This is a genomic window from Pseudomonas sp., from assembly GCF_051660785.1.
GTDB lineage: Bacteria > Pseudomonadota > Gammaproteobacteria > Pseudomonadales > Pseudomonadaceae > Aquipseudomonas.
In genome coordinates this window covers 1-13055 of sequence record NZ_JBOFQE010000003.1, presented here as the reverse complement: position 1 = coordinate 13055, position 13055 = coordinate 1, and the positions used below count along the sequence as shown (strand labels likewise).

Below are 13055 nucleotides of genomic sequence, written 5' to 3'. Positions count from 1 at the left end.
ATGCAGTGAGGCTGCTGACGCTATCGCGAGCAGGCTCGCTCCCACAGTTGATTGCATTCCAATGTGGGAGCGAGCCTGCTCCGGGCGGCGTTCCGACGATGAACGATTACGCGGTCTCACGACCTACCGCGTCAAACCCACCCGCTGCTTTGCATCGCCTTGTACACCGCCACAATCGCCAGGATAAGGAATGCCGACGCTGCCAGGCGACGGATCAGGGTGAGCGGCAATTTGTCCGCCGCAAAGTTACCCGCCAACACCACCGGCACGTTGGCAATCAGCATGCCCGCTGTGGTGCCGATGATTACCAGCCACAACTCCGGGTATTGCGCGGCGAGCATCACCGTGGCGACCTGGGTTTTGTCGCCCATCTCGGCCAGGAAAAACGCAATCAGCGTGGTCAGGAACGGCCCGAACTTGCGGGCGGTGCTGGCTTCATCGTCGTCCATCTTGTCCGGCACCAGGGTCCACAGCGCAGTTGCGGCGAAGCTCGCGGCGAGGATCCAGTGCAATGTCGCATTCGAGAAGAAACTGCCGAACCAGGCACCTACCGCACCGGCTGCCGCGTGGTTGGCCAGGGTCGCGGCGACGATGCCGGCGATGATCGGCCAGGGTTTGCGAAAGCGGGCAGCGAGAATGAGTGCGAGCAGTTGCGTCTTGTCGCCGATTTCGGCCAAGGCAACAATTGCGGTGGGAACGAGCAGAGAATCCAGCATCAGGGGTTTTCCTAAGGGGCGGGTCGACACGGCTATGACACGTACAGCCTTCCCGCCCCGGGTAAGGTGTTCGTGTCATAGGTCTTGTCAAACCCTGCGATCCGTCTGATGCGGACGCTTGGGTCGCATACGCCATGGTCTGTTGACCAAGTATGTTGACGTATGCCGGACGAGCATGGCGCTCGTGGGAGACTACTCCCCTAGGACGGAGCGGATTCTGCCTAGGCAAATCCGATTGGGCAAGCAGAAATTTTTACCCGCGCTTGGCCCGGTAAATCCTGAAACCCTGTCCTTCAGCCTTGATCGCACACACGCCCAAGTGTTCTTCGATCAGCGGCTGATACTTCAGGAAGCTGTTGGCGACCAAGCGCAGTTCGCCGCCGTTTTTCAGATGTTTTGCCGCTTTTCGCAGCAAGTTCTCGGTAGCGAAGTAGTCGGTGTGGACGCCGACGTGGAACGGTGGATTGCTCAGGATTGCACTCAAACCCATCGGTGCCGCATCGATGCCGTCACCGGTAATCACGTCCGCTTCCAGGCCGTTGGCCGCCAACGTCAGGCGACTGCTGGCGGCGGCAAAAGCGTCGACGTCGAGCAAGGTGACCTGATTGTGCGGATAACGGCGTTTCACCGCTGCGCCCAACACGCCTGCGCCGCACCCGAAGTCGAGCAAGTGGCCGCTCGGCAACTTGTCCAGATGCTCCAGCAGCAACGCGCTGCCCCGATCCAGCCGACCGTGGCTGAACACGCCCGGCAGGCTGATGACTTTCAGCGGACCTTCGGCCAGCGGCAATTCATAAGTCTGGGCCAGGCTTTCCAGTGACTTGGCTTCTGGCGCGTTCGCCACGGTGACCAGCCAGAGCTGGCAATGCCGCGCGCTGTCGAGCTTGCGCGGCTTGCCGAACGGGTTCAGTTGCTTGGCCGCGCCTTCGATGCCGCTGCGTTTTTCACCCACCAGGTACAACTCGCGACCGGCCAGGCGCGAGGCGAGGGCGTTGAGGATGTAGTCGGTCAGGTCCTTGGACTTGGGCAAAAACACCACCGCCGTCTCGAACTCGCGCTCGGGTGCGTTCACGCCAAAATGGCTGCGCTCGGCAAAACGCGCGTCCAGCGCCGCTTGATCGCCGGCGTGCCAGCACCAGCCGTGGGCATCGGGCAGACGGCCCAGCAAATCGTCGGCGGGCAAACCGGCCAGCAGCACCGAGCCCTGGAATAACTCGGCCTGACGAAGCAGTACTTCACTGCGCGGATCCATAACTGCTCCTGTGAAAAAAAGTGCCGCAGTCTATCAACTGACGACCCGCAGCGCTTTACCGCTGAAGAATCCCTGCGCGTTTTCGGTCAACTGACCAACGATCCGCTGCCGCGCCTCGCGACTGCCCCAGGCGTTGTGCGGCGTGACGATCAGCCGTGGAATATCGTGGGCCAGCAAAGGATTGCCGGCAGTCGGTGGCTCGACACTCAACACGTCGGTGGCCGCGCCGCCCAGATGACCGTTGCGCAAGGCATCGGCCAATGCCTGTTCATCGATCAAGCCCCCGCGCGCGGTGTTGACCACGAACGCGCCGGGTTTCATCGAGGCCAGTTCTCGGGCACCGATGAAGTGGCGGGTGTGTTCGTTGAGCGGGCAATGCAGGGTGAGCGCGTCGATTTGCGGCAGCAGTTCATCCAGCGGCAAGCGATCCGGCCGGGCAGGGCGCCCCGGAATCTGCCCCAGCAACACGCGCATGCCGAAGGCTTCAGCCAGCCGCGCGACCGCGCCACCCAGTTCGCCATGGCCGAGCAGGCCGAGGGTTTTGCCCTCGAGCTCGACAATCGGGTAATCCAGCAGGCAGAACTGTTTCGCTTGCTGCCAGCGGCCTTCACCGACGGCTTTCTGATAATCGGCCAGGCGCGTAGCGAGGTTGAGCAGCAGCATGATCGTGTGCTGCGCCACCGACGGCGTGCCGTAACCCTGGCAATTGCAGACCGTGATGCCGTGGGCGCGAGCGGCCGCGAGGTCGACGTTGTTGGTGCCGGTGGCGGTGATCAGAATCAGCTTAAGATCGGGGCTGGCGGCAATGGCGGCGGCGTCGATCAGGATCTTGTTGCTGATGGCCACGGTGGCGCCCTTGAGGCGTTCGATCACCTGGTCCGGCGTGGTTTGTGCGAACAGCTGCAAGTCGTCAAAGCAGGCGCGCAACGGGCTGAGGTCGAGATCGCCCAGGTCCAGGGAAGGGTGGTCGAGGAAAACGGCGCGGCGAGAGTTCGTCATCAACTGTACCTTTTGTGCAGTGAACTGAAGGCGTAATCTGCCGAGCCTACCAGATGAAACAAATGGTTACCCATTGCCAGGCCGGACGCCGAACCCTGTAGGAGTGAGCCTGCTCGCGATGAGTCATTAACATTCACCAGATTTGTTGAATGTCAGGTCGCATCGCGAGCAGGCTCGCTCCTACAGGGGTTGCGTTGACCTATGAATCTCAATCAGACCGATCTGCCCCAAAGGAGCCCCCATGTACTGGACAGAGTTCTTGACCGTTGCCCTGATTCACTTGCTCGCCGTCGCCAGCCCCGGCCCGGATTTCGCCGTGGTGGTGCGTGAGAGCGTGACTCACGGCCGTCGTGCCGGGACCTGGACAGCGCTGGGTGTCGGTACGGCGATTTTCCTGCACGTCGGTTATTCGCTGCTCGGCATCGGCCTGATCGTGTCGCAGTCGATCGTGCTGTTCAACGCCTTGAAATGGGCGGCGGCCGCCTATCTGCTGTACATCGGCTACAAGGCCCTGCGCGCGCAACCGGCCAAAGTGGTCGGTGACGATCTGCATAAAGAGGCCGGCGAGCGCACGCCTCGCGGTGCCTTCACCTCAGGTTTCGTGACCAACGGCCTGAACCCCAAAGCCACGCTGTTCTTCCTGTCGCTGTTCACCGTGGTCATCAACCCGCACACGCCGTTGTCGGTACAGGCTGGTTATGGGCTCTACCTCGCGGCGGCGACGGCCGTGTGGTTCTGCCTGGTGGCGCGGCTGTTCAGCCAGCAGCGCGTTCGCGCCGGTTTCGCGCGCATGGGCCATTGGTTCGACCGCACCATGGGTGTGGTGCTGATCGCCATCGGCGTGAAACTTGCCTTCACCGAGATGCATTGATCGCGCAGAACGATTTCCCGCAAATGCTGGCGCAAAGCTAGCATTTGTACGGCTCTGCAAATCATTCCTTTGGCTGATTTGGCCGGCGTATAAGGGTTCTAGAGTGGTTACCTCTAAAAGCCAACACCGTGCAGTCAGAAAAGGGATTCTTATGTTGCAGACTCGCGTTATCCCCCCAGCCGAAGGCGCTTACCAGTATCCGCTGCTGATCAAACGGCTGCTGATGTCCGGCGCTCGTTACGAAAAAACCCGCGAGATCATTTACCGCGACCAGTTGCGCTACAGCTACCCGACCCTGATCGAGCGAGTCGCGCGGCTGGCCAACGTGCTCACGGAAGCCGGGGTCAAGGCCGGCGATACCGTGGCTGTGATGGACTGGGATAGCCATCGGTATCTGGAATGCATGTTCGCCATCCCGATGATCGGTGCGGTGATTCACACCATCAACGTGCGCCTGTCACCGGAGCAGATCCTCTACACCATGAACCACGCCGAGGACCGCTTCGTGTTGGTCAACAGCGAGTTCGTCGGGCTGTACAACGCGATTGCCGGGCACCTGACCACGGTCGAGAAAACCCTGCTGCTGACCGACCTGCCGGAAAAAACCGCCGACCTGCCCAATCTGGTCGGCGAGTACGAGCAGCTGCTGGCGGCCGCAAGCACGCAATACGACTTCCAGGATTTCGACGAAAACTCGGTCGCGACCACGTTCTACACCACGGGCACCACCGGTAACCCTAAAGGTGTGTACTTCACCCATCGGCAACTGGTGCTACACACCATGGGCGTGTCGACCATCATGGGCGCCATCGACAGCGTGCGCCTGCTGGGCACCAACGACGTGTACATGCCGATCACCCCGATGTTCCACGTGCACGCCTGGGGCCTGCCGTATGTGGCGACCATGCTCGGGCTCAAGCAGGTTTACCCCGGTCGTTACGACCCGGAATACCTGGTGGAGCTGTGGCGCAAGGAGAAGGTCACCTTTTCCCACTGCGTGCCGACCATTCTGCAAATGGTCCTCAACGCCAAGGCCGCGCAAGGCACCGATTTCGGCGGCTGGAAAATCGTCATCGGTGGCAGTGCGCTGAACCGTGCGCTGTACGAATCGGCCAAGGCCAAGGGCATCCAGTTGACCGCCGCATACGGCATGTCGGAAACCGGGCCATTGGTGTCCTGTGCTCACCTTAACGATGAGCTGATGGCCGGCACTGAAGACGAACGCACCACGTATCGCATCAAGGCTGGCGTACCGGGGCCTTTGGTGGAGGCGGCGATCGTCGACACCGACGGCAACTTCCTGCCCGCCGATGGCGAGACTCAGGGCGAACTGGTGCTGCGTGCGCCGTGGCTCACCGAGGGTTACTTCAACGAGCCGCAGAAGGGCGCCGAGCTCTGGGCCGGGGGCTGGCTGCATACCGGCGACGTGGCGACGCTGGACAGCATGGGCGTGATCGATATTCGCGATCGCATCAAAGATGTGATCAAGACCGGCGGGGAGTGGATCTCGTCCCTGGACCTCGAAGATTTGATCAGCCGCCACGTGGCGGTACGCGAAGTAGCAGTGGTGGGCATCGCCGATCCGCAGTGGGGCGAGCGCCCGTTTGCGCTGCTGGTGATCCGCGAAGGGCATGAGATCGGGGCTAAAGAGCTCAAGGAACACCTCAAGCCATTCGTGGAATTGGGGCACCTGAGCAAGTGGGCGATCCCGAGCCAGATCGCCCTTGTTACTGAAATTCCCAAGACCAGTGTCGGCAAGCTCGACAAGAAGCGGATCCGCCTCGACATCACTGAATGGCAGGCCAACAACAGCACCTTCCTCTCGACGCTTTAAGCGCCTTCTGGCGTGCCCGAAAGGGCACACCAGCCCCACCAAGCAAGCGCTTGGCTTGTGAAATCCGAATTTTCAGCCATCCTTGCCGTGCCGACATGTGTCGGACTGGCGAAAGGACTGTTCCAGAGTGGCCGGCAGCTGCAAATCACACTTTAGAGGGATCAAGCTCTACTACCTGCTGGCTATAGTCCGCTCAAGGATTTTTAAGAACGGAGCGCACGCACAAAACGGGGCGATGCAATTTTGGAGTGACTTCGGGACGCCTTGGCTCCCCGTCACCCACAACGTTTTTAGAAGTACTCACTGCCATAACAATAATGCACATGGAGTAGCGTCGATGACATCAGTAAACAAGTTCTGGCGCCGGGCGAAATTGCCCCTGGCGGTCAGTCTCGCCTCTTCGCTCGCCGGGCCTGCATTCGGCGTCAGTTTCAACGTTGGTGAAATCGAAGGTCAGTTCGATTCGTCCCTGTCGATCGGTGCGAGCTGGTCTACCGAGAGCGCCAACAAGAATCTCATCGGCGTCAACAACGGTGGCCGCGGCCTGTCCCAGACCTCCGATGACGGTCACTTGAACTTCGAGAGCGGGAAAACCTTCTCGAAGATCTTCAAGGGCATCCATGACCTTGAATTGAAATATGGCGACACCGGCGTTTTTGTCCGTGGCAAATACTGGTACGACTTTGAACTGAAGGACGAAAGCCGTCCGTTCAAGGACATCAGCGACAGCAACCGCAAGGAAGGCGCCAAGTCCGCCGGCGGTCAGATCCTCGACGCCTTCGTCTACCACAACTACTCCATTGCCGATCAGCCGGGCTCCGTGCGTCTGGGCAAGCAGGTCGTGAGCTGGGGTGAAAGTACCTTCATCGGCGGCGGCATCAACTCGATCAACCCGATCGACGTGTCCGCGTTCCGTCGTCCGGGTGCCGAGATCAAGGAAGGCCTGATCCCGGTCAACATGTTCTATGTGTCCCAGAGCCTGACCGAAAACCTCTCGGCTGAGGCGTTCTATCAGCTGGAATGGGACCAGACCGTTGTCGATAACTGCGGCACGTTCTTCTCGCAGCCGGACATCGTTGCCGACGGTTGCGACACCAACCTGCGCGTGCTGAACAAACGTTCGCAGATTCCAGCCGTTGCACTGGGGCCATTGGCCGGTGCCGGTGTGGATGTCAACGAGGAAGGCGTCCTGGTCCGTCGCGGGCCGGACCGCGATGCTCGTGACAGCGGCCAGTGGGGCGCGTCCTTGAAGTACATGTTCGAGCCGCTGGACACCGAGTTCGGTGCCTACTTCATGAACTACCACAGCCGCGCGCCGATCTTCAGCGCCACCGGTGCTCCGCAGTCGGTCTACAACTCCGCAGCGGCACTGCCAGGCCCGTTTGCCGCACTCGCTCCACTGCTGGTGGCAGGCAACTCCAAGTACTTCATCGAGTACCCGGAAGACATTCGCCTCTACGGCCTCAGCTTCTCCACCACCCTGCCTACCGGTACGGCGTGGAGCGGTGAATTGAGCTACCGTCCGAACGCGCCGGTGCAACTCAACTCCACCGACATTCTGTTCGCCGGTGTACGTCCTTTGGGCGGCGCTCTGGGTAACGCTTCGCTGCTCTCTGCCGGCCCGGGTCAAGACCTGCACGGCTACCGTCGTAAAGAAATCACCCAGTTCCAGACCACCCTGACGCACTTCTTCGATCAGGTGATGGGCGCGAGCCGTCTGACCCTCGTGGGCGAAGTGGGCGTGACTCACGTCGGCGGCCTGGAAAGCACCTCCGATGTCCGTTATGGCCGCGATCCGGTCTACGGCCCGGGCGCATTGCCAGCCACTGGCGCTGTCAACACGTGCGTGGCGCTCAACACCAGCACCATCAACGGCGCCGGCCCGGGTACTCCGACCAACAACCGTAGCCGCAACTGCAACAGCGACGGCTTCACCACGTCGACTTCGTGGGGCTACCGTGGCCGCGCCATCTGGGAATACAACGACGTATTCGCCGGTGTGAACCTCAAGCCGAACGTGGCTTGGTCCCATGACGTCGATGGTTACTCGCCTGGCCCTGGCGGCAACTTCGAGGAAGGTCGCAAAGCGGTCAGCCTGGGCGTCGATGCCGAGTACCAGAACACCTACACCGCGAGCCTGGCCTACACCAACTTCTTTGATGGCAAGTACACCACCGTCGATGACCGCGACTTCGTTGCGCTCAGCTTCGGCGTGAACTTCTAAGCACTGTTTTTTCAGGACGAACACACATATGAAAATAACAAAGAGTCTGTTCCACGCCGGTGTTCTGGGGCTTTCGCTGCTGGCGACCAGCGTCATGGCAGCCGTGCCTGCCGCCGAAGCGGACAAACTGGGCAAGAGCCTGACGCCGATGGGCGCCGAGATGGCGGGCAACGCCGACGGTTCGATCCCGGCCTGGAAGCCGATGGCGAAAAACGCCGACAACGTCGACGGCAAAGGCTTCCTGTCTGACCCGTTCGCCAGTGAGAAACCGCTGTTCACCATCACTGCGCAGAACGTCGACCAGTACAAGGACAAACTCGCTCCGGGCCAGTACGCGATGTTCAAGCGCTACCCGGAAACCTTCAAGATGCCGGTATACCCGTCCCATCGCGGCGCGACCGTGCCGGATGAGGTGTTTGCCTCCATCAAGAAAAACGCTACCAGCACCAACCTGGTGTCTGGCGGCAACGGCCTGGAAAACTTCGAAACCGCCGTACCGTTCCCGATTCCAAAGACCGGCGTCGAAGTCATCTGGAACCACATCACCCGCTATCGCGGTGGCAGCGTGACTCGTCTGGTAACCCAGGCCACGCCGCAGCCGAACGGCTCGTTCAGCCTGGTGTACTTCCAGGACCAGTTCGTATTCCGCGACAAGATGAAGGATTACGATCCGGCGAACCCGGGCAACATCCTGTTCTACTTCAAGCAGAAAGTGACCGCGCCGGCACGTCTGGCCGGTGGTGTGCTGCTGGTGCACGAAACCCTCGACCAGGTTAAAGAGCCGCGTTCGGCGTGGGTCTACAACGCCGGCCAGCGTCGTGTGCGTCGTGCGCCACAAGTGTCCTATGACGGACCGGGTACTGCGGCTGACGGCCTGCGGACTTCCGACAACCTGGACATGTACAACGGTGCACCGGATCGCTACGACTGGAAACTCGAAGGCAAGAAAGAGATGTACATTGCCTCCGACAGCTACAAGCTCGACGATCCGAAGCTGAAATATGCCGACATCATCAAGGCCGGTCACATCAACCAGGACCTGGCTCGCTACGAGCTGCGCCGCGTCTGGCATGTGGTTGCCACCCTGAAGGAAGGTCAGCGTCACATCTACGCCAAACGTGACTTCTACATCGACGAAGACACCTGGCAAGCGGCGGTGATCGACCACTACGACGGTCGTAATCAGCTGTGGCGTGTGGCGGAAGCTCACTCCCAGAACTACTACAACGTTCAAGTGCCGTGGTACACCCTGGAAACCTTGTACGACCTGCAATCGGGCCGTTACCTGGCACTGGGCATGAAGAACGAAGAGAAGTCGGCGTATGACTTCGGCTTCACCGCGACCACCAGCGATTTCACACCCGCTGCACTGCGTCAGGACGGGGTTCGCTAACCTGCACTGAACAGAGGCCGCATCCTCGAAAAACGCCCCGACTGGTTCGGGGCGTTTTTTTTTGCTGCTCACGCAAGTCGCTGTAGCAGCTGTCGAGCCTGCGAGGCTGCGTTCGAGCCGGGGTCGCGCCCGACCGAAGTCCTCGCAAATTTGGTGCACGCGGTTTGTCTGGCAGACCGCGTTGCATGGTTTTACGACTGCTTCGCAGCCGAACGCAGCCTCGCAGGCTCGACAGCTGCTACGAGACCTGTGTGGTTGTCGGGTTTGACCGACACCTTTGCTTGTATTCTTTTTGTAGCCATTTGTAGCAATAACCTTCATTCCCTCTTCGTTTACCGATAGTCTGCGGACATCTGCAACGCCGCCACCCGCACTTCAAACAAGAGCCGGCCATGACTGATCTGTCCCCACTCCCGGGCCCTGCAAGCGTTGCCGTCGCGGCACTGGACGGGCGCTTTTTTCGGCCCCCGTTGCCCGACGGCCATGTGCTGCGGCCTCGTCTGTGCGAGCGCCTGAGTGCCGGCCTCGGTGGCAGGCTGTTGCTGGTCAGCGCACCCGCCGGGTTCGGCAAGAGCTCGTTGGCGGTGGAGTTCTGCCAGGGCCTGCCGGCCCATTGGCACAGTCTGTGGCTGGGGTTGAGCCCCCGGGACAGTGACCCGGGGCGTTTCCTCGAACGCTTGCTCGAAGGTCTTCAGGACTACTTTCCGAAGCTCGGCAGCCAGGCGCTGGGCCTGCTGAAAATGCGCCAGCGCCATCAGCCATTCGCCTTCGAAGAATGGCTGGACGGTTTGCTTGATGAGCTGGCCATCCACCTTTCACCGTTGACGCCTTTGCTGCTGGTGCTGGATGACTATCATCTGGCGCAGGGCCCGGTGCTCGATCGTTGCCTGCAATTCTTCCTCAACCATCTGCCTGATGGCTTGCTGGTCATGGTGACCAGTCGACAGCGTCCGGACTGGCACCTGGCGCGTTTGCGCCTGTCTCGGCAACTGCTCGAGCTGCACGAGCAGGACCTGCGGCTGACCCACGATGAAGCCCTCACCTTGCTCGATCGGCATAGCAGCTCTTTGCGTGGCGAGGCACTGGAAAGCCTGATCCAGCGCAGTGAAGGCTGGGTCGCCGGTCTGCGTTTCTGGTTGCTGGCGGCCTCCGAGGCAGGCACCGACGGCGCGTTGCCGCAGTCGCTGCATGGCGGGGAAGGGCTGATTCGCGATTACCTGCTCGAAGAAGTCATCGATTGCCTGCCCGCCGAGGTGCAGTCGTTCCTGTACGACACCGCGCCTCAGGAGCGTTTTTGCAGCGAGCTGTGCGATGCCATTCGCGACGCCCATGACAGCGCCGAAATTCTGCGTTTCCTCCAGGCACACCAGGTGTTCCTGGTGCCGCTGGACGAGCACGGCCACTGGTATCGCTATCACCATCTGTTTTCAGACCTGCTGCGCACCCGGCCCACCGCTCAGGCGATAGTGCCGGCCGCCAGCCTGCATCTGCGCGCCTGTCGCTGGTTCAATGCGCAAGGATTGCTCGACGAGGCGGTGGAGCAGGCGTTGCGCGCTGGACACCTGGACGTTGCGGCAAACCTGGTGCAGAACCTTTCTGAAGAACAACTGCTCGCCGAACAGAACGTCGGCATGCTGCTGCGCTGGAAAATGGACTTGCCCGACAGCCTGCTGATCAGCACTCCGCGGCTGATCGTGCTTTACAGCTGGGCGTTGGGGCTGGCCTGTCAGCTGGACGCGGCCGAGGAACTGGCGGCCCACTTGAGCCGCTTCCTGCCAGCCCCGTCGGCTACCGCGCAGAAATCCATGCTGGCGCAATGGCTGGCCTTGAGCGGCATCATCGCCCGTGGCCGAGGCAATCGCGCGCTCACGCAACTCTACTGCACCGAAGCACTGGAGAGTCTGCCGGCCAAGCGCTACGGGCAACGGCTGATGTGTCTGTCGACCCTGTCCAACCTGGCGATTGCTGACGGCGACTTGTGGCGGGCACGCAGCTTGAACCGCGAATCGCTGGAACTGGCGCAGCGGGTCGGCAATCCGCTGTTCGAAGCGCTGGCCCATTACGACCGCGCGCGGGTGCTGCAAGCGCGTGGGGAGATCATGCGCTCGCTGCAAGAAGTCCGGCAGGGCCTGCAACGCCTGCAAGGGTTATCTCCGCAACGGCTTTATGCCGTGCGTGCACGCCTGACGTTGTACGAAGGTTTTTTGCTGGCCGTGCGCTTGCAACCACAAGCCGCGCGGGCGCGTTTACAAGCCGGGTTGAGTGAAGCCCGGGCCTGTCGCGATATCAGCGTCTTGATCGGCCATTGTGTGATCGCCCGGCTTGAGGGCAGCAGCGGCGAGTTTGCCAAAGCCTTCGCCGAACTCGCCGAAGCCGAACGCTTGATGCACATCTGGGACGTGCCTCCGATTTACTATCTGGCGATGATCACCCTGGTCAAGTGCGAACTGTGGCTGGCCCAGGGGCGTACCGATCTGGCCGAAGCCTGGCTGGCGCGACTGGGCCAGACCTACAACGGTGACCACGCGGCAGCGCCGCCGGAATTCCATCCACAGCTACCGCTGCATATCGAATTGCAGCAAGCCTTGCTGGAAGTGATTCAGGGGCAACCGATGCTGGCCGAGGGGCGTTTGAACGCGCTGCTTGAGCATGGGCAGAAATCGGGACGGCAAATGCTCAGCGTGATGGCGCTGACGCAAAAAATCACCCTGTTGCTGGCGGTCGGCCGTGAGCCCGAGGCCCGCAAGGCGCTGGTCCAGGCATTGGAAGCGGCCACCGGCGGCGTCTTGCAACCGTTCGACAGGTTGCTGGCTGAACACCCGGACTGGCTGCGCGGGCAACTGCAACTGTGCGTTCCGACGGTTGTTTCGCAGAACCTCACAGAAAAGCTTCCTGCCATGGTCGCTCGCCCGGCATCGGAGCCATCACCGGGGACGGAACAGCTCAGCGCCCGCGAGTTGGCGGTCCTGCGCCTGATCGCCCAAGGCTGTTCGAATCAGGAAATCAGCGATCAGCTGTTCATTTCGCTGCACACGGTCAAGACCCACGCCAGCCACATCAATAGCAAGCTTGGGGTCGAGCGGCGTACGCAGGCGGTGGCACGGGCGAAAGAGTTGGGCCTGCTGGCGTAGACGAGATCTGTGCGCAGGCCTGATGCAAAACGCCCCGAGCAAGTCGGGGCGTTTTTTTGTCCACCAGGCCTGACTTGCAGGCCGGTGTTTTGCTGTTGCGATGAAAACGTCAGGCCACGAGATCGTTGGCGCTGAAGGTATTGACGCCCACCAACTGGATTTCGAAGTCCGCACCCGCGTTGCCGCTGACATTGCCCGAAAGCATGTGATCGACGAAACGCACTTGTCCTGCGCCCGTGAAATCATTGGCACCGATGAAGGTGAAACCGTTGAAACCACTCAGCAGCAGATCGGCATCGAACTGGGTCAGGTCGATCTTATCGCCCTGCAAACTGCTGAAGTCGCTGATGACGTCGCGGTTGGCGCCGGTGCCCATCTGATTGACAGCGCTGAACACGAAGGTGTCGGCGCCCGCGCCACCGATCAGGGTATCGGCACCGGCGCCGCCGTTGAGGACGTTGGCGTCGGCGTTGCCGGTCAGCACGTTGTTCAGGCCGTTGCCGATCAGGTTGAACGCGCCGTTACCGAACAGGGAGGCGTTTTCGACGTTGCCCAGATTGCTCTGGCTCAAGTCGACGACGTTGTTCGATCCGTTGGCATCGTAGATGACGTAAAGGGTGTCATTGCCTTCGTTG

General features: G+C 61.1%; 8 protein-coding genes, 1 pseudogene and 1 riboswitch. Of the genes and pseudogenes, 5 read left to right on the top strand and 4 right to left on the bottom strand.

What is annotated here, in order from left to right; genetic code table 11:
* Positions 1–131 precede the first annotated feature (131 nt).
* The 3 genes from ACRC4F_RS00600 to ACRC4F_RS00590 all read right to left on the bottom strand — a co-directional run bounded on the left by ACRC4F_RS00600 (position 132) and on the right by ACRC4F_RS00590 (position 2967).
* Positions 132–716, bottom strand: coding sequence for a TMEM165/GDT1 family protein (locus ACRC4F_RS00600; RefSeq protein ID WP_438657633.1), 585 nt, complete (start codon positions 714–716; stop codon positions 132–134).
* 89 nt (positions 717–805) lie between these two features.
* Positions 806–930: riboswitch (yybP-ykoY riboswitch) on the bottom strand.
* A 39-nt stretch (positions 931–969) separates the two neighbouring features.
* Entirely contained in the window at positions 970–1968 is a 999-nt protein-coding gene (locus ACRC4F_RS00595) for a class I SAM-dependent methyltransferase (protein ID WP_131059460.1), read from the bottom strand.
* 33 nt (positions 1969–2001) lie between these two features.
* Positions 2002–2967, bottom strand: coding sequence for a 2-hydroxyacid dehydrogenase (locus ACRC4F_RS00590; RefSeq protein ID WP_438657632.1), 966 nt, complete (start codon positions 2965–2967; stop codon positions 2002–2004).
* A gap of 241 nt (positions 2968–3208) precedes the next feature.
* Here ACRC4F_RS00590 and ACRC4F_RS00585 point away from each other — a divergent pair, with 241 nt between their 5' ends.
* The 5 genes from ACRC4F_RS00585 to ACRC4F_RS00565 all read left to right on the top strand — a co-directional run bounded on the left by ACRC4F_RS00585 (position 3209) and on the right by ACRC4F_RS00565 (position 12420).
* On the top strand, positions 3209–3838 hold the full coding sequence (locus ACRC4F_RS00585) for a LysE family translocator (protein ID WP_438657631.1): 630 nt from the start codon (positions 3209–3211) through the stop codon (positions 3836–3838).
* Between the two features lie 151 nt (positions 3839–3989).
* Positions 3990–5672: a fatty acid--CoA ligase gene (locus ACRC4F_RS00580; RefSeq protein WP_438657630.1), complete on the top strand. Its 1683-nt coding sequence runs from the start codon at positions 3990–3992 to the stop codon at positions 5670–5672.
* A 337-nt stretch (positions 5673–6009) separates the two neighbouring features.
* Positions 6010–7896 (top strand): DUF1302 domain-containing protein, encoded by a 1887-nt coding sequence (locus tag ACRC4F_RS00575; RefSeq protein ID WP_438657629.1) that lies wholly within the window; start codon positions 6010–6012, stop codon positions 7894–7896.
* Between the two features lie 28 nt (positions 7897–7924).
* Positions 7925–9289 (top strand): DUF1329 domain-containing protein, encoded by a 1365-nt coding sequence (locus ACRC4F_RS00570; protein ID WP_438657628.1) that lies wholly within the window; start codon positions 7925–7927, stop codon positions 9287–9289.
* A 392-nt stretch (positions 9290–9681) separates the two neighbouring features.
* Positions 9682–12420, top strand: a complete 2739-nt coding sequence (locus ACRC4F_RS00565) for a LuxR C-terminal-related transcriptional regulator (protein WP_438657627.1) — start codon at positions 9682–9684, stop codon at positions 12418–12420.
* 109 nt (positions 12421–12529) lie between these two features.
* Here the strand turns inward: ACRC4F_RS00565 and ACRC4F_RS00560 are convergent.
* Positions 12530–13055 (bottom strand): annotated as a pseudogene (locus ACRC4F_RS00560) (calcium-binding protein); the annotation flags it as partial.

What these genes read in the sequence shown, in the direction of transcription:
- ACRC4F_RS00600 (WP_438657633.1), bottom strand. Translation starts at nt 716, where the DNA reads ATGCTGGATTCTCTGCTCGTTCCCACCGCAATTGTTGCCTTGGCCGAA.
- ACRC4F_RS00595 (WP_131059460.1), bottom strand. Translation starts at nt 1,968, where the DNA reads ATGGATCCGCGCAGTGAAGTACTGCTTCGTCAGGCCGAGTTATTCCAG.
- ACRC4F_RS00590 (WP_438657632.1), bottom strand. Translation starts at nt 2,967, where the DNA reads ATGACGAACTCTCGCCGCGCCGTTTTCCTCGACCACCCTTCCCTGGAC.
- ACRC4F_RS00585 (WP_438657631.1), top strand. Translation starts at nt 3,209, where the DNA reads ATGTACTGGACAGAGTTCTTGACCGTTGCCCTGATTCACTTGCTCGCC.
- ACRC4F_RS00580 (WP_438657630.1), top strand. Translation starts at nt 3,990, where the DNA reads ATGTTGCAGACTCGCGTTATCCCCCCAGCCGAAGGCGCTTACCAGTAT.
- ACRC4F_RS00575 (WP_438657629.1), top strand. Translation starts at nt 6,010, where the DNA reads ATGACATCAGTAAACAAGTTCTGGCGCCGGGCGAAATTGCCCCTGGCG.
- ACRC4F_RS00570 (WP_438657628.1), top strand. Translation starts at nt 7,925, where the DNA reads ATGAAAATAACAAAGAGTCTGTTCCACGCCGGTGTTCTGGGGCTTTCG.
- ACRC4F_RS00565 (WP_438657627.1), top strand. Translation starts at nt 9,682, where the DNA reads ATGACTGATCTGTCCCCACTCCCGGGCCCTGCAAGCGTTGCCGTCGCG.